General features: G+C 61.9%; 2 protein-coding genes. Both read right to left on the reverse strand.

The genetic code is table 11. The annotated features are described in order from the left end of the window. Nucleotides 1-3: 3 nt before the first annotated feature. Nucleotides 4-342: a hypothetical protein gene (locus F8N44_RS07310; RefSeq protein ID WP_007918987.1), complete on the reverse strand. Its 339-nt coding sequence runs from the start codon at nt 340-342 to the stop codon at nt 4-6. A 149-nt stretch (nt 343-491) separates the two neighbouring features. After that, nucleotides 492-18,530 (reverse strand): immunoglobulin-like domain-containing protein, encoded by an 18,039-nt coding sequence (locus F8N44_RS07315; protein ID WP_150649853.1) that lies wholly within the window; start codon nt 18,528-18,530, stop codon nt 492-494. Nucleotides 18,531-18,873 lie beyond the last annotated feature (343 nt).

Below are 18,873 nucleotides of genomic sequence, written 5' to 3' on the forward strand. Positions count from 1 at the left end.
GGATCAGATCAACCCGCCCTCATCCTCATCGATCAACTGACTCAACCCACCCAACGCTTCCCGCGCCTGGGTCCGGTCCATCAACTTGGCCTGGGCCGCCGGTGGCAGGTCGGTGACGCGGATCACGCCTTTCTGGGTCAGCACCTGAATCAGGTCGTCGAGGACCCGAATCATTTCGAAGTCACTCTGCTTGAGCTGTTTGAGGCTGGTTTCCACCACTTCGTTGGCGAACCAGGCCTGGATTTCATGGCTGTCGGCCGGCAGGGTTTCCGTGGCCTCGGCGTAGGCCGCGGCTTCCACGCGAATCAACAGACCTTGCGCATCGCGTTGCACGTAAAACATTGAGCATCCCTCGGAAATGAACCAGCGTCATGCTGTCAGCAGCATAGCCAACTGCGCGCGAGTATGCGGTGCGGCGACGTAATCGTCACCGTCGCGGTAAGCGCAAACGTGACGGCCGCCCCAGAAGGGCGGCCGTTTTTGCTCACGTATCAGCTGTTGTTGTGGTCGACCTTGATGGTCGGATCGCTGCCGGCAATCAGGTTGTGAATGTTGGCGCTCGACCAGTTGTTGCCTTCCAGTTTGATCGTCACGTCCGGGGTTGCCGCCGCAGCGTCGCCGGAGTTGAACTTGCCCGCCGAGCTGACTTGCAGCGATGACGTGCCATCGACCGTGGTGATCTTCAGGAAGTTATCGATGGTGCTGCCGGTCTCGCCCTGCAACAGATCGCGCAGATCGATACGGTCACCTTCACTGGCCTTGAAGTCCTTGATCACGTCGTTACCGGTGTCGCCCGCTTTCCAGACGAAGGTGTCAGCACCCGAACCACCGATGAGGATGTCGTTGCCCTGACCGCCGATCAGCGTGTCGTTGCCGGTGCCGCCGAGCAGGATGTCATTGCCTTTGCCGCCATCAAGCCAGTCGTTGCCGCCCGAGCCGAAGAGGATGTCATTACCTGCGCCACCCAACAGTGTGTCGTTACCGTCATGCGCACCGGACACATCGAACGCCTGATAGTGCTCGGTGATGTACTGGTGCACGTTGCTGGTGGTGACCTTGCTGACGTCGACCCCGGTTTCCTTGGCGACGAATGCCTGCATCGCCTGATAACCCTCGCCGGCAATGCCGTTGAAGCTCACCAGATCGCCGAACAGGATGTCGTTGCCGTCGCCACCGCTGACGGTGTCGTTGCCCGGCATCGTCGCTTCGGTGTGGCCGATGATCGAGTTGGCCAGATCTTTCGGATCGATGTTGGTCTGCGGCGTTTTATCCGAATCGTAAGGCTTCAGATCGTTGAGGCTGACATCGTTGTTCAGTCCGATAGCCTCGACGTTCGACAGACCGCTGAGCAGGGCAAAGCCACTGGTCGAGTTACTGGTCGTTGACGAGTTGGTGCTGTTACCAGTACCCGCCAGGTTCGACAACTCATAAGTGCCGTCGCCCTGCGCGTGGATGGTGCCCAGATTAGAGCTGCTCCAGCCCCACCACGAATTGTAGGTTTGCAGGGTCACGGTGCCGGCGCTGTTGATCGTCAACGCGTGGGTATTGTCGATGTAGGTGCTGAAGGTGTCGCCCGGCTTGTAGTTGCTGGTTTTCACCACATCGTCGAGCTTCACGTTGCCGTACAGCGTCGGGTTGGTCTGCTCGCCGCTCTGGTAGTAGGTCGGCTGGCCGTCGGTGATGAAGTACGTAAGGTTCTTCGCCCCGGTGTTGGCCACCGCGTCAGCGCTCTGGAACCAGTTGGCCGTGGTCTTGAACACATCCTCGTAGTTGGTGCCGCCGCCGGAGGCCATCGAGTCCAGTACCGCTTTGAGTTGCGTCAGCGCGTTCGGGTCGTTGAGGTTCACCGACACCGACTTGTTGACCTGGGTATCGAAGTCGACAAGGAAAATGTTCACCGTGCCCGAGTTGCTGCCGCCCAGGCTCTGCTTGAGGCTGTTGAACACCGAGGTCAGTGAGTCTTTGGCCGCGTTGAGCGACGAACTGCTCATGCTACCGGAGCTGTCGACCATGAACGCGATGTTGTAGTTGGTGCCCGGCACCACGGTCAGACCACCGATGTCGGCGACCATGATGTCGTTGCCATCGGTGCCGGTGACGGTGTCATCGGCCGAGGTGGCAACAATGGCGTTGTAGACCGCCGGCACCACGGTGACCGGAATGGTCGCGGTGCTGCTGGCCGAGCCGCCGACCATCTCGGTGGAGGTCGAGGTCACCGTCAGGTTGAACTGGCCGTTGTAGTACGGCGGTGGCGTTACGGTCAGGCTGCCGAGGTTCCAGCCAGTAACGTTGGCGTCGCCGCTGCTGGCGGTGACGGTGAAGGTATGACCCGCGCCATCGCTGAGCACCGAGCCGACCGGTGCGCCGCTGATCTTCACGCTCAGGGTCTCCGAGCCGTCGGTGTCAGTCAGCGCGGTGGTGATTGCCGACAGTTTCACCGTGGTGCCTTCGGCGCCGGTGTTGAGTTTATAGCCGTCGTAATAGCCTTCGCCGTTAGTGCCGTGCAGATCGGAGACGGTCACGCCCGAATTGATCAGATCCTGCACGCCGGTGTAGATCGGCACGCCGGCGCTGCTCAGGTCGATTGGCGTGCTGCCATTGACCGACAGGTTGACGTCGTAGCTGCCCGGGCCGCTCTGGTTGTGGTGGTAGATGTCCAGGGTGTAGTAGCCGCTGGTGGTCGGGGTGAACGAGCCATTGATGGCGCCGCCCGCGCCCCAGGTCCCCGAAGCCACACTCTTGCCGCCGATCGTGATCAACAAACTGTCATCGGCAATACCGCTGAAGGTGTAGGTCTTGCCGGCTTCCAGATAAATCAGGCCTGACGTCTTCGATGCTGTGCCCGCCGCAACGCTACCGTCGGACTGCACATTGGTGACCGAGCCACTGGAGTTCGGTTTCCCGGCGCCGTCGATGACGTTTTTCAGCGTGGTCGAATCCGCGCCATTGCCGTTGGTGCCGAGACCCGACAGACCGGTCCAGACTTCCTTGATCAGTCCGGTGGACTTCACGCTGTTGTCGGCCACGCTCACGGTCGGCGCATCCGCCACTGGCGTGATGTCGATTTTCACGGTGCCGGTGTTGCCCAGCAACTGGCCGTCGGTTGGCTGGAACTTGATCTGCGCGTAGTCCGCTTGGTTGTTGCCCAGACCGCTGCCACCGTAACCATTGACGCCCGACTCGTTGGCATCCGGCAGGAAGCGCAGCTTGCCGGCGTCGATGTCAGCCTTGCTGAAGGTCTGGTTGTTGGCGACGTCTTTCCAGGTCGAGCCGTCCAGATACTGCAGTTTGCCTTCACCCGGCAGCTGGGTGATTTTGATGCCGAGGCTGCTGGCCGGGCTGTCGACGTCGGTCACGCCGAAAGTCGACCAGCCGAGCACCAGCGGGGTGTCTTCGGTGCCGGTGACATTGCTCGGTGCAGCGACCGGAGCGTCATTGACCGCCACCACGTTGACCGTGGTGGTCGCGGTGTTGGAGTAGTTGCCGCCATCGGTCACGGTCACGGTGATGATCCGTGGCACGGTGCTCGGGTTTTCACTGCCGTTGGTGAAGCTGATGTTCTTGATGGCCTGCATGTAGTCGGCCAGTGTCGCGTTGCCCGACAGCGTCAGGGTCACGGTGCCGTTGGTGCTGTTGGCATTGATAGTGATGCCGTTGACGCTGTTGCCGAGGTTCAGCGCATCGCCGTCCTGACGGTTGGTCAGGACCACGGTGGCACCGGTGAGCATGGTGCTGTCCGGGTCAGTGATGCTGATATCGGTGTCGGCAATCGACACGCCCGCGCCCGGGGTGTTTTCGGTGAAGGTCACCTTGTAGTCGGCACCGGTGGCGCCGCTGGAGTTGTTGGCATCCAGGTCGAGCACGGGCGGCGCATCGTTGTCGATGATCGAGGTGCTGACGCTGCCGTTGGTGCTGCTGACCGCGAGGTTCTCGAAGTTGCCACCCGTGGCCGAATCAATCTTGACCACGAAGTTCTCGGTGCCTTCGGTGATCTTGTCATCGATGGTCGCGACGTTGAACTGCGCACTGCTCGCGCCTGCCGGGATCTTCACGGTGTACACGCCGGTGAAATCCGAACCGTCGGCGGCGGTGCCGCTGTAGACAATTTTCAGGGTCACTTCGGTTTGCGCCGGGTGGTTCAGGCTGACCGTGTAGCTGGCCGTCTGGCCTTCGGTCACCGAGCTGCTGCCAGTGATGCTGACGGTGGTGGTATCGACCGTGTCGGTGACGTTGGTCACGGCTGGCGTGTTGCTGGTCACCAGATTTTCGAAGCCGCCGCCGCTGGTGCCGGTGATGGTCGCCTGTACGCTGCCGGCGTCTTTGTAGACGTCGTCAGCTGGCGCCGGAACGGTCACGGTGCCGGTGGTTTTGCCAGCGTCGATAGTGATCACCGAACCGTTGCTCAGGGTTACGGTGACTGGCGAGCCAGCGGCGTTGGTCAGGGTCGCGGTGTAAGTGATCTGGCCACCTTCGGCCACGGTGCCGGTCGCGCTCAGCGACAGGTTGGTGGTGTCGACAGTGTCGGTCACGGTAGTGCTGACTGGCGTTTTATCAGCAACCAGATTTTCGTAGTTACCGCCGCTGACGTTGGTGATCGCGTTAGTCAGCGGGGCATGGCCGGTCAATGCGTCGTTCGGCGCAGTGGTGGTCGCGGTGCCGGTGGTCTGGCCAACACCGATGGTGATGGTCTGACCGTTGGCCAGCGTTACCACAACTGGCGAGCCAGTCACTGGAGCACCGACCGTGGCGGTGTAGACGACGTTGCCACCTTCAGCCGCTGTACCGGTGGCGGTCAGTTTGACGGTGGTGGTGTCGATGGTGTCGGTGACGCTGGTCACGGCCGGTGTCGTGCTCGGCACGAGGTTTTCGAAGTTGCCACCGGTGGCGTTGCTGATCGTGGCCTGCACGGCGCCGGCGTCTTTGTAGACGTCGTCCGCTGGTGCAGGAACGGTCACGGTGCCGCTGGTTTTGCCGGCGTCGATGGTGATTACGGCGCCGTTCGACAAGGTCACGGTGACTGGCGAGCCAGCGGCGTTGGTCAGGGTCGCGGTGTAAGTGATCTGGCCACCCTCGGCCACGGTGCCGGTCGCGGACAGCGACAGGTTGGTGGTGTCGACGGTGTCAGTGACGTTGGTCGAAACCGGCGTCTTGTCGGCCACCAGATTCTCGTAGTTGCCGCCCGTGACGTTGGTAATCGAGTTGGTCAGTGGTGCATGACCGGTCAATGCATCGTTCGGTGCGGTGGTGGTCGCGGTGCCGGTGGTCTGGCCGACGCCAATGGTGATGGTTTGACCGTTGGCCAGGGTCACGACAACCGGCGAGCCGGTGACTGGCGCGCCGACAGTCGCGGTGTAGACAACGTTGCCGCCCTCGGCTGCAGTTGTGGTTGCAGTGAGTTTTACGGTGGTGGTGTCGATCGTGTCGGTGACGCTGGTTACGGCCGGAGTCGTGCTCGGCACGAGGTTTTCGAAGTTGCCACCGGTGGCGGTGCTGATGGTCGCCTGCACGGTACCGGCGTCTTTGTAGACGTCATCGGCTGGCGCTGGAACGGTTACGGTGCCAGTGGTTTTACCGGCGTCGATGGTGATCACGGCGCCGTTTGACAAGGTTACGGTCACTGGCGAGCCAGCGGCGTTGGTCAGGGTCGCGGTGTAGACAATCGAACCGCCTTCAGCAACCGAATTGCTAGCACTGAGCGACAGATTGGTGGTGTCGACAGTGTCGGTCACGGTAGTGCTGACCGGCGTTTTGTCAGCCACGAGGTTTTCGAAGTTACCGCCGGTTACGTCGGTGATCGCGTTGGTCAGCGGTGCATGACCGGTCAATACGTCGTTTGGCGCTGTAGTGGTCGCGGTGCCGGTGGTCTGTCCAACACCAATGGTGATGGTCTGACCGTTCGACAGGGTGACCACGACTGGCGAGCCCGTCACTGGCGCGCCGACAGTTGCGGTGTAGACGACGTTACCGCCTTCAGCGGCAGTGGCGGTCGCGGTCAGTTTCACCGTGGTGGTGTCGATGGTATCGGTGACGCTGGTAATAGCCGGAGTCGTGCTCGGCACCAGGTTTTCGAAGTTGCCACCGGTGGCGGTGCTGATCGTTGCTTGCACGGTGCCGGCGTCTTTGTAAACGTCGTCAGCCGGGGCTGGAACGGTCACGGTGCCAGTGGTTTTACCGGCGTCGATGGTGATCACGGCGCCGTTCGACAGGGTGACGGTCACTGGCGAGCCAGCGGCGTTGGTCAGGGTCGCGGTATAGACGATCGAGCCACCTTCAGCCACAGAGCCGGTCGCGCTCAGCGACAGGTTGGTGGTGTCGACAGTGTCGGTCACGTTGGTGCTGACCGCGGTTTTGTCGGCGACGAGGTTTTCGTAGTTGCCACCTGTCACGTTGGTGATCGAGTTGGTCAGCGGCGCGTGACCGGTCAATGCATCGTTTGGCGCTGCGGTGGTTGCGGTGCCCGTGGTCTGGCCTACACCGATGGTGATGGTTTGACCATTGGCCAAAGTCACGACCACCGGCGAGCCGGTTACCGGTGCGCCGACAGTCGCGGTGTAGACAACATTGCCGCCTTCAGCCGCCGACTCGGTGGCCGTCAGTTTCACGGTGGTGGTGTCGATGGTGTCGGTGACGCTGGTGATAGCCGGGGTCGTGCTCGGCACCAGGTTTTCGAAGTTGCCACCGGTGGCGGTGCTGATCGTCGCCTGCACGGTACCGGCGTCTTTGTAGACGTCGTCAGCCGGTGCTGGAACGGTCACCGTGCCAGTGGTTTTACCGGCGTCGATGGTGATCACAGCGCCGTTGCTCAGCGTCACGGTCACTGGCGAGCCAGCGGCGTTGGTCAGGGTCGCGGTGTAAACAATCGAACCGCCTTCAGCAACCGAACCAGTCGCACTGAGCGACAGATTGGTCGTGTCGACAGTGTCGGTCACGGTAGTGCTGACCGGGGTTTTGTCGGCCACGAGGTTCTCGTAGTTGCCGCCCGTCACGTTGGTGATCGAGTTGGTCAGCGGCGCATGACCGGTCAATACGTCGTTAGGCGCGGTAGTGGTTGCGGTGCCGGTGGTCTGGCCGACACCGATGGTGATGGTCTGACCGTTCGACAGGGTGACCACGACTGGCGAGCCGGTCACTGGCGCGCCGACAGTCGCGGTGTAAGTGACGTTGCCACCTTCAGCTGCCGACTCTGTCGCCGTCAGTTTCACAGTGGTTGTGTCGATGGTATCGGTGACATTGGTCACGGCCGGCACTGTGCTTGGCACCAGATTCTCGAAGTTGCCACCGGTAGCGGTCGAAATGGTTGCTTCGACTTTGCCTGCATCTTTGTAAACGTCATCCGCTGGCGCAGCGACGGTGACGGTGCCAGTGGTTTTGCCCGCCTCAATGGTGATCACGGCGCCGTTCGACAGGGTCACGGTGACTGGCGAGCCAGCCGCGTTGGTCAGCGTTGCGGTGTAGATGATCGAGCCACCTTCAGCAACCGAACCCGTCGCGCTCAGCGACAGGTTAGTGGTGTCGACGGTATCGGTGACCGTGGTCGAAACCGGGGTCTTGTCGGCCACCAGATTCTCGTAATTACCGCCGGTAACACCGGTAATCGAGTTGGTCAGTGGTGCCTGACCGGTCAGCGCATCGTTCGGTGCGGTGAACGTCACGGTGCCGGTGGTTTTACCGACTTCGATGGTGATGTTCTGACCATTGGCCAGAGTCACCACGACAGGCGAGCCGGTGACTGGAGCGCCGACAGTGGCGGTGTAAGTGACAGTGCCGCCTTCAGCCACGGAGGTATCGGCCGTCAGTTTGACGGTCGAGGTGTCGATGGTATCGGTGACTTCGGTCACGGCCGGAACGGTGCTCGGCACCAGGTTTTCGAAGTTGCCACCGGTAGCGGTGGAGATCGTCGCTTCAACCTTGCCGGCGTCTTTGTAGACGTCGTCAGCCGGTGCTGGAACGGTCACGGTGCCAGTGGTTTTGCCGGCGTCGATGGTGATCACGGCGCCGTTGGACAGGGTCACGGTCACTGGCGAGCCAGCCGCGTTGGTCAGCGTTGCGGTGTAAACAATCGAACCACCCTCGGCCACTGTCCCTGTGGCGCTGAGCGACAGGTTAGTGGTGTCGACGGTGTCGGTCACGGTGGTGCTGACCGGAGTTTTGTCGGCAACAAGGTTTTCGTAGTTGCCGCCGGTCACGTTGGTGATCGAGTTGGTCAGTGGCGCATGGCCGGTCAACGCATCATTTGGTGCGGTGAAGGTCACGGTGCCGGTGGTTTTGCCAACTTCGATGGTGATGTTCTGGCCGTTGGCCAGGGTCACGGTGACCGGCGAACCGGTCACTGGTGCGCCAACAGTGGCGGTGTAAGTGACGGTGCCGCCTTCAGCCACGGACGTATCGGCGGTCAGTTTGACGGTCGAGGTGTCGATGGTGTCGGTGACTTCGGTCACGGCCGGAACAGTGCTCGGCACCAGGTTTTCGAAGTTGCCGCCCGTCGCCGTCGAGATTGTCGCTTCAACTTTGCCGGCGTCTTTGTAGACATCATCGGCTGGCGCTGGAACGGATACGGTGCCAGTGGTTTTGCCGGCGTCGATGGTAATCACCGCGCCGTTCGACAGGGTCACGGTCACTGGCGAGCCAGCAGCGTTGGTCAATGTCGCGGTATAGATGATCGAACCGCCTTCGGCCACAGAACCGGTCGCACTGAGCGACAGGTTGGTGGTGTCGACGGTGTCGGTGACCGTGGTCGAAACCGGTGTCTTGTCGGCCACCAGATTTTCGTAGTTGCCGCCAGTGACACCCGTGATCGCGTTGGTGATCGGCGCGTGGCCGGTCAGGGCATCGTTCGGTGCGGTGAAGGTTACGGTGCCGGTGGTTTTGCCGACTTCGATAGTGATGTTCTGACCGTTGGCCAGGGTCACTACAACCGGCGAGCCTGTCACAGGCGCCCCGACTGTCGCGGTGTAAGTGACGGTGCCACCTTCAGCGGCGGTCTCGGTCGCCGTCAGTTTCACGGTCGAGGTGTCGATGGTGTCAGTCACTTCGGTGACCGCTGGAACAGTGCTCGGCACCAGGTTTTCGAAGTTGCCACCGGTAGCGGTCGAAATCGTCGCTTCGACTTTGCCGGCGTCTTTGTAGACGTCATCGGCCGGAGCTGGAACGGTCACGGTGCCAGTGGTTTTGCCGGCTTCGATGGTAATCACCGCGCCGTTCGACAGGGTCACGGTGACTGGCGAGCCAGCCGCGTTGGTCAGCGTCGCGGTGTAGACGATCGAACCGCCTTCCGCAACGGTGCCGGTCGCAGTCAGCGACAGGTCAGTGGTGTCGACAGTGTCGGTGACATTGGTCGAAACCGGCGTCTTGTCCGCCACCAGATTTTCGAAGTTGCCGCCGCTTACCTCGGTGATCGCATTGGTGATCGGCGCGTGACCGGTCAATGCATCGTTCGGCGCGGTGGTGGTTGCGGTGCCGGTGGTCTGGCCAACACCAATGGTGATGGTCTGACCATTGGCCAGGGTCACCACAACTGGCGAACCAGTGACTGGCGCGCCGACGGTCGCGGTGTAAGTCACGCTGCCGCCTTCAGCCGCCGACTCGGTCGCGGTGAGTTTCACGGTGGTGGTGTCGATGGTGTCGGTGACGTTGGTCACGGCCGGCACGGTGCTCGGCACCAGATTTTCGAAGTTGCCGCCGGTTGCATCCTTGATCGTCACTTCGACTTTGCCGGCATCTTTGTAGACGTCATCGGCAGGTGCCGCAACGGTCACGGTGCCGGTGGTTTTGCCGGCTTCGATAGTGATCACCGAACCGTTCGACAGGGTCACGGTCACCGGCGTGCCGGCCGGGTTGGTCAGGGTCGCGGTGTAAACGATCGAACCGCCTTCAGCCACCGAATCGGTCGCGGTCAGGTTGAGGTTGGTGGTGTCGGTGGTGTCCGAAACCGCGGTGTCGGCGGACTTGCCGTCGACCGCGAGTTTTTCGTAGTTGCCGCCAGTGGCGCCGTCGATGGTCACGCTCAGCGAGCTGCCGCCGGCCAATGGGCTATTCGGCGCGACGAAGTTTACCGTGCCGCTGGTTTCACCGACGGCGATGGTGATGGTCTGGCCGTTCGACAGGTTCACGACAACCGGCGAGCCGGTCACAGGCGCGGTCACGGTCGCGGTGTAGACCACGGTTTCGCCTTCGGCGACGTTCGCCGTGGCGGTCAGCGAAACGGTGGAGGTGTCGATGGTGTCGTTGACGGTGGTGACCGCTGGAGCCGTGCTGGTGACCAGGTTTTCAAAGTCGCCACCGGTCGCGCCCTTGATGGTCGCTTCAACGGTGCCAGCATCTTTGTAGACGTCATCTTTCGGTGCGTCTACGGTGACGGTGCCGGTGGTTTTGCCGGCGTCGATGGTGATCACCGAGCCGTTGCTCAGGGTTACAGTGACCGGACTGCCAGCGGCGTTGGTCAGGGTTGCGGTGTAGGTGATCTGGCCGCCTTCGTTCACCGAACCGGTGGCGCTGAGCGACAGGTTGGTGGTGTCGACGGTATCAGTCACGTTGGTGCTGACCGGGGTTTTGTCGGCCACGAGGTTTTCGTAGTTGCCGCCGGTTACGCCAGTGATCGAGTTGGTCAGCGGCGCATGGCCGGTCAACGCATCGTTTGGTGCGGTGGTGGTCACGGTGCCGGTGGTTTTACCCACTTCGATGGTGATGTTCTGACCGTTGGCCAGGGTCACGACAACCGGCGAACCGGTGACTGGCGCGCCGACTGTCGCGGTGTAGGTGACGGTGCCACCTTCAGCGGCCGACTCGGTGGCGGTCAGCTTGACCGTCGAGGTGTCGATGGTGTCAGTGACGTCGGTTACGGCTGGCGTGGTGCTCGGAACGAGGTTCTCGAAATTGCCGCCGGTGGCGTCCTTGATGGTCACTTCGACTTTGCCGGCGTCTTTGTAGACGTCATCGGCAGGCGCAGGAACTGTCACGGTGCCAGTGGTTTTTCCCGCTTCGATGGTGATCACCGAGCCGTTGCTCAGGGTCACGGTCACCGGCGTGCCGGCCGGGTTGCTCAGGGTTGCGGTGTAAACGATCGAACCGCCTTCTGCCACGGTGCCAGTCGCGGAAAGCGACAGGTTGGTGGTGTCGACGGTGTCGGTGACGGTGGTCGAAACCGGCGTCTTGTCGGCGACCAGGTTCTCGTAGTTACCGCCGCTTACGTCAGTGATTGCGTTGGTCAGCGGCGTGTGGCCAGTCAGCGCATCGTTCGGTGCGGTGGTGGTGACGGTGCCGGTGGTTTTGCCGACTTCGATGGTGATGTTTTGGCCGTTCGCCAAGGTCACGACAACCGGCGAACCGGTGACTGGCGCGCCGACAGTGGCGGTGTAAGTGACGGTGCCACCTTCAGCCGCAGATCCGGTGGCGGTCAGTTTGACCGTCGAGGTATCGATGGTATCGGTGACTTCGGTGACGGCTGGAACAGTGCTCGGCACCAGATTCTCGAAATTGCCGCCGGTAGCATCCTTGATGGTTACTTCGACCTTGCCGGCGTCTTTGTAGACGTCATCGGCTGGCGCAGCAACGGTCACGGTGCCGGTGGTTTTGCCCGCGTCGATGGTGATCACTGAGCCGTTGCTCAGGGTCACGGTCACCGGCGTACCGGCCGGGTTGGTCAGGGTCGCCGTGTAGATGATCGAACCGCCCTCGGCGACCGAATTGGTGGCACTGAGCGACAGGTCAGTGGTGTCGACGGTGTCAGTGACCGTGGTCGAAACCGGTGTCTTGTCGGCCACCAGGTTTTCATAGTTACCGCCGGAAACGTTGGTGATCGAGTTGCCCAGCGATGCCTGACCGTTCAATGCGTCATTCGGCGCAATGGTGGTCACGGAGCCGGTGGTCTTGCCGACTTCGATGGTGATGCTCTGACCATTGGCCAGGGTCACGACGACTGGCGAGCCAGTGACCGGCGCGCCGACTGTAGCGGTGTAAGTAACAGTGCCGCCCTCAGCCACAGTGGTGTCGGCCGTCAGTTTGACGGTCGAGGTGTCGATGGTGTCAGTGACGTCGGTCACGGCTGGCGTGGTGCTCGGAACGAGGTTCTCGAAGTTGCCGCCCGTTGCATCCTTGATGGTGACTTCGACTTTGCCGGCGTCCTTGTAGACGTCATCGGCAGGCGCTGCGACGGTCACGGTACCGGTAGTTTTACCAGCGTCGATGGTGATCACCGAGCCGTTGCTCAATGTCACGGTGACTGGCGTGCCAGCCGGGTTGGTCAGCGTTGCGGTGTAAACAATCGAACCACCTTCAGCCACCGTGCCGGTCGCGCTCAGCGACAGGTTGGTGGTGTCGACGGTGTCGGTCACCGAGGTCACGGCCGGAGTTTTGTCGGCCACAAGGTTTTCGTAATTGCCGCCGCTGGCGCCGTCGATTTTCACGCTCAGCGTGTTGCCGCCGGCCAGTGCATCGTTCGGTGCGGTGAAGTTGACGCTGCCGCTGCTGGCGCCGACCGGAATGGTGATGGTCTGGCCGTTGGACAGGGTCACCACAACCGGCGCGCCGGTGACTGGAGCGGTTACGGACGCGGTGTAAACCACCACGCCGCCTTCAACGGTGCTGGCGGTGGCGGTCAGCGAAACGGTGCTGTTGTCGATGGTGTCGGTCACGTCGGTGACCGCCGGGGTCTTGTCGACCACCAGGTTCTCGAAGTTGCCGCCGGTGGTCTTGGTGATGCTCGCATCGACCTTGCCAGCGTCCTTGTACACGTCATCGGCCGGTGCTGCGACGGTCGCGGTGCCGGTGGTCGCGCCTTTGGCGATGTTGATCACCGCACCGTTGCTCAGGGTCACGGTCATCGCCGTGCCTGCCGGGTTGGTCAGGCTCGCGGTGTAGACGATCGAGCCGCCCTCGGCAACCGAAGCGGTGGCGCTCAGGCTGATATTGGTGGTGTCGACGGTGTCGGTGACGGTGGTAACCACCGCCGAACGGTCGGCATCGACCTGCTCGAAGTTGCCGCCGCTGTGGCTGGCAATCGCGGTCTGTACCTTGCCGCCGTCGATGTACGGGGTATTGGCAGGCGCAGCGAAGTTCACCGAACCGCTGGTGGCGCCGGCAGCGATGTTGATCACCGCACCGTTGGCCAGGGTCACGGTCATGGCGGTGCCGGCAGGATTGCTCAGGGTCGCGGTGTAGGTGATCTGGCCACCTTCACTGACGGTGTCGCTGGCGCTGAGGGTCAGCGTGGTTTTGTCGACGGTGTCATTGACGGTGGTGCTGACCGGGGTCTTGCTGACGTCGAGTTTCTCGAAGTTGCCGCCAGTGGCATCGGTCATGGTCACGGTGAGCTTGCTGACGTCTTTGTACACGTCGTCGCTCGGCGCGGCGATGGTCACCGAACCGCTGGTTTTGCCAGCCTCGATGGTGATGGTCTGGCCGTTGCTCAGGTTGACGGTGACCGGCGTTTGCGCGGCGTTGGTCAGGGTCGCGGTGTAGGTGATCGACGTGCCTTCAAGCACATAGTTTTCGGCGCTGAGGGTCAGGTGCGTGGTGTTGATCGTGTCGGCAACGTTGGTCACCGCTGGCGTCGGATTGGCCACCAGGTTTTCGAAATTGCCGCCCGAGGTTTCCTTGATGGTCACTTCGAGTTTGCCGGCGTCTTTGTAGACGTCATCGGCTGGCGCCGGAACGGTCACGGTGCCGGTGGTCTTGCCGGCGTCGATGGTGATGGTCGAACCGTTGCTCAGGGTCACGGTTACCGGCGTGCCGGCCGGATTGGTCAGCGTCGCGGTGTAGACGATCGAACCGCCTTCGTTGACGTTGCCGGTGGCGGTCAGCGAAACGGTGGTGGTGTCGACGGTGTCGGTCACGGTGGTGCTGACCGGGGTTTTGTCGGCGACCAGGTTTTCGTAGTTGCCGCCGGAAACGTTAGTGATCGAGTTGGTCAGCGGAGCATGGCCGGCCATTACATCGTTCGGTGCCGTGGTGGTGACGGTGCCGGTGGTTTTACCCACTTCGATGGTGATGTTCTGGCCGTTGGCCAACGTCACGACGACAGGCGAACCGGTGACTGGCGCGCCGACCGTCGCGGTGTAGGTGACGGTGCCACCCTCAGCGGCGGTTTCGGTCGCGGTCAGTTTTACCGTCGAGGTGTCGATGGTGTCAGTGACGTCGGTGACGGCTGGAACGGTGCTTGGCACCAGATTTTCGAAGTTGCCGCCAGTCGCGTCTTTGATAGTGACTTCGACTTTGCCGGCGTCCTTGTAGACGTCATCGGCAGGTGCAGCAACGGTCACTGTGCCGGTGGTTTTACCGGCTTCAATGGTGATTACCGAACCGTTCGACAGGTTCACTGTTACCGGGGTGCCAGCCGGGTTGGTCAGGGTTGCGGTGTAAACGATCGAGCCGCCTTCAGCCACGGTGCCGGTGGCGCTGAGCGTCAGGCTGGTGGTGTCGGTAGTGTCAGTCACGGTGGTGCTGACCGGGGTTTTGTCGGCGACGAGATTCTCGTAATTGCCGCCGGTCACATTGGTGATCGAGTTGGTCAGCGGCGCGTGGCCGTTCAGCGCGTCGTTTGGCGCGGTGGTGGTCACGGTGCCGGTGGTTTTGCCGACTTCGATGGTGATGTTCTGGCCGTTGGCCAAGGTCACGACCACTGGCGAACCGGTGACCGGCGCACCCACGGTAGCGGTGTAGGTGACGGTACCACCTTCAGCAGCAGTCTCGGTGGCGGTCAGTTTGACCGTCGAGGTGTCGATGGTGTCAGTGACGTCGGTGACGGCGGGAACGGTGCTTGGAACGAGGTTCTCGAAGTTGCCGCCGGTGGCGTCCTTGATTGTGACTTCGACTTTGCCGGCGTCTTTATAGACGTCATCGGCGGGTGCAGCGACGGTCACGGTGCCGGTGGTTTTACCGGCTTCAATGGTGATCACCGAACCGTTCGACAGGGTCACGGTAACAGGCGAGCCTGCGGCGTTGGTCAGGGTTGCGGTGTAAGTGATCTGGCCGCCTTCGGCCACTGTGCCGGTGGCGCTGAGGGACAGATCGGTGGTGTCGGTGGTATCGGTGACGGTGGTGCTGACCGGAGTTTTGTCAGCCACCAGATTTTCATAGTTGCCGCCGGTAACGTCAGTGATCGACGTGGTCAGCGGCGCATGGCCGGTCAACGAATCGTTCGGTGCAGTGACGGTTATGGTGCCTGTAGTCTGGCCGACCGCGATGGTGATGGTTTGGCCGTTGGCCAAAGTCACCACCACTGGCGAACCGGTGACTGGCGCGCCAATGGTCGCGGTATAGGTGACGGTGCCGCCTTCAGCCACGGTGGTGTCAGCAGTCAGTTTGACGGTCGACGTGTCGATGGTGTCGGTCACTTCGGTGACGGCTGGAACGGTGCTCGGCACCAGGTTCTCGAAGTTACCGCCGGTGGCGTTGTTGATGGTCACTTCGACTTTGCCGGCGTCTTTATAGACGTCATCGGCGGGTGCAGCGACGGTCACGGTGCCGGTGGTTTTACCGGCTTCAATGGTGATCACCGAACCGTTCGACAGGGTCACGGTAACAGGCGAGCCTGCGGCGTTGGTCAGGGTTGCGGTGTAAGTGATCTGGCCGCCTTCGGCCACTGTGCCGGTGGCGCTGAGGGACAGATCGGTGGTGTCGGTGGTATCGGTGACGGTGGTGCTGACCGGAGTTTTGTCAGCCACCAGATTTTCATAGTTGCCGCCGGTAACGTCAGTGATCGACGTGGTCAGCGGCGCATGGCCGGTCAACGAATCGTTCGGTGCAGTGACGGTTATGGTGCCTGTAGTCTGGCCGACCGCGATGGTGATGGTTTGGCCGTTGGCCAAAGTCACCACCACTGGCGAACCGGTGACTGGCGCGCCAATGGTCGCGGTATAGGTGACGGTGCCGCCTTCAGCCACGGTGGTGTCAGCAGTCAGTTTGACGGTCGACGTGTCGATGGTGTCGGTCACTTCGGTGACGGCTGGAACGGTGCTCGGCACCAGGTTCTCGAAGTTACCGCCGGTGGCGTTGTTGATGGTCACTTCGACTTTGCCGGCGTCTTTATAGACGTCATCGGCAGGCGCCGGAACAGTCACGGTGCCTGTAGTTTTACCCGCTTCAATGGTGATCACCGAGCCGTTGCTCAGGGTCACAGTGACGGGCGAACCTGCTGCGTTGGTCAGGGTGGCGGTGTAAACAATCGAGCCGCCCTCAGCCACAGAACCGGTGGCGCTGAGCGACAGGTTGGTGGTGTCGGCGACGTCTGTGACGTTGGTAGAAACCGGGGTTTTGTCGGCGACCAGATTTTCGTAATTGCCACCGCTGACATTGGTGATCGAGTTGCTCAGCGGCGCGTTGCCGGCCAGCGCGTCGTTCGGCGCGGTGGTGGTGACGGTGCCAGTGGTTTGGCCGACGGCGATGGTGATGTTTTGGCCGTTAGCCAAAGTCACGACAACCGGTGAACCGGTGACTGGCGCACCGACGGTGGCGGTGTAAGTAACGGTGCCACCTTCAGCCACCGAGGTGTCGGCCGTCAGCTTCACGGTCGAGGTGTCGATGGTGTCGGTCACTTCGGTCACGGCCGGGACAGTGCTCGGCACCAGGTTCTCGAAGTTGCCGCCAGTCGCATCCTTGATGGTGACTTCGACTTTGCCGGCGTCTTTATAGACATCATCCGCAGGCGCCGGAACGGTCACGGTGCCAGTGGTTTTGCCCGCCTCGATGGTGATCACCGAGCCGTTGCTCAGGGTCACGGTGACTGGTGTGCCGGCAGGATTGGTCAGGGTCGCGGTGTAAACGATCGAGCCGCCTTCAGCAACGGTGCCGGTCGCTGACAACGACAGATTGGTGGTGTCGATCGAGTCGGTAATGGTGGTGGTCGCTGGCGTGGTGTTCGGCACCAGGTTTTCGAAGTTGCCACCGGTCGCGCCGGTGATGGTGGTGCTGACGGTGCTGCCATTGTTGTAAACGTCGTTGGCCGCGGTCGGCACGTTGACAGAGCCAGTGGTTTTGCCGGCTTCAATGGTGATGGTCGAGCCGTTCGACAGGGTGATCGTCACCGGAGTTTGCGCGGCGTTGGTCAGCGTCGCGGTGTAGGTGATCTGGCCACCTTCGACGACTGTACCGGTGGCGGTGAGGCTCACGCTGGTGGTGTCGATCGAATCGGTAACCGTGGTGGTGGCTGGCGTGGTGTTTGGCACCAGGCTTTCAAAGTTGCCGCCGGAAGCGCCGGTAATGGTGGTGCTGACGGTGCCGCCATTGTTGTAGACGTCATTGGCCGCGGTCGGCACGTTGACGGTGCCGGTGGTCTGGCCGGCTTCAATGGTAATGGTCGAACCGTTCGACAGGGTGACGGTCACCGGGGTTTGCGCCGGGTTGGTCAGGGTCGCGGTGTAGGTGATCTGGCCACCTTCAACCACTGTGCCGGTGGCAGTCAGGGTCAGGTTGGTGGTGTCGATCGAGTCGGTGATGGTGGTCACCGCTGGCGTCGGGTTTGGCACCAGGTTTTCGAAGTTGCCGCCGCTGGCCCCGGTGATTGTGGTGGTGACGGTGCTGCCGTTGTTATAGACGTCGTTGGCCGGGGTCGGCACGTTGACCGTGCCGGTGGTCTGGCCGGCGCCGATGGTGATGGTCGAGCCGTTCGACAGGGTGACGGTCACCGGGGTTTGTGCCGGATTGGTCAGGGTCGCGGTGTAGATGATCTGCCCGCCTTCGGTGACACTCGGCCCGGCCGTCAGGGTGACGGTGGTGGTGTCGATGGTGTCAGTGACCTGGGTCGTGGCCGGGTTGGTCGGCGTCGTCACGGTGATGCCGTTGCCGCCGGTGGTGCCGGTGACGTTCACGTCGATCTGGCTCGGGTCGTTATAAACGGTGTCGTTCGGCGCCAGCGGCACGTTGACAGTGCCGGTGGTTGCACCTGCCGGAATCACAATCACCGAACCGTTGGACAGGGTGATGGTCAGGTCGGTCAGCGGCGCCTGGGTCAGGGTCGCGGTGTACACCAGCACGCCGCCGGCTTCGGTGATGGTCGGCGTGGCGCTGAGGCTCAGGGTCGAATCACGCAGAGCATTGGTGGTGGTATCGGTGGTCTGGCCGCCGGTGATGTTCTGCGCGGCTTGACCGCCAGCGTTGATGCCTGCGGTCGGGAAACCAATGGTCGGGTCAACGCGGCCAGCGGTGGCGTCGAGCATTACGAAGCTGTGGCCGCCACCAGCAGCACCGCCCGTGCCTGCGGCGCTCGGGCCGGCAGCGGTGGCGTCAAGCGCGGTGGTCGGGTCGACACCGGCGGCGATGGCTTGCTGCAGTTCTGCTACCGACGGCGCAGCCTGCGCGGTGGCTTCGGCCAGGTCGGTGCTGGAGTCGGGCGCGTTGGCGCTCCACTGAGTCTCCCGGCCCAGATCGAGGGTGCGGCCATCTGCCAATTCAAGCGACACGGCGCCGGAGAGGCCGGTGTCGATCTGGTCGCCGACAAACAGACGATCGCCTTCAACGAGTACGCGACGCACGCCCTCTGGGGACACCACGAATACCTGACCGACAATGCTTTTGACGATGGCAACAACACTGCTCATTGAAGACTCTCCGGGGTGTCACGTTCAGTTGACTTCCATGGACCTGAGGGCATGGGCGCCGATTCAGTCTGGACGTACTTTAAAAATTTGCGAATCAAGTTTGACGCGTCTAATCGTCAATAATTTGGCTAGATTCTTTCGCTATTAACTTTATGCCAAACTATTGACCTTCTGGGTGCCATCCTAAACAATCGCCCCACTAATGTCACATTGATATTTCCGCGGCGACCTGTCCTTCAGCGTGTGATCCAGTTCCTGTTTTGAACTTTCCGACATACGGTCAATCTGGTTGCCATCATCCGACGCAGCGCCACGTTTTGCTGTGATTCAAGACAAGAAGTTC

It is taken from the genome of Pseudomonas fluorescens, assembly GCF_902497745.1.
In the GTDB taxonomy this organism is placed as follows: domain Bacteria; phylum Pseudomonadota; class Gammaproteobacteria; order Pseudomonadales; family Pseudomonadaceae; genus Aquipseudomonas; species Aquipseudomonas fluorescens_BM.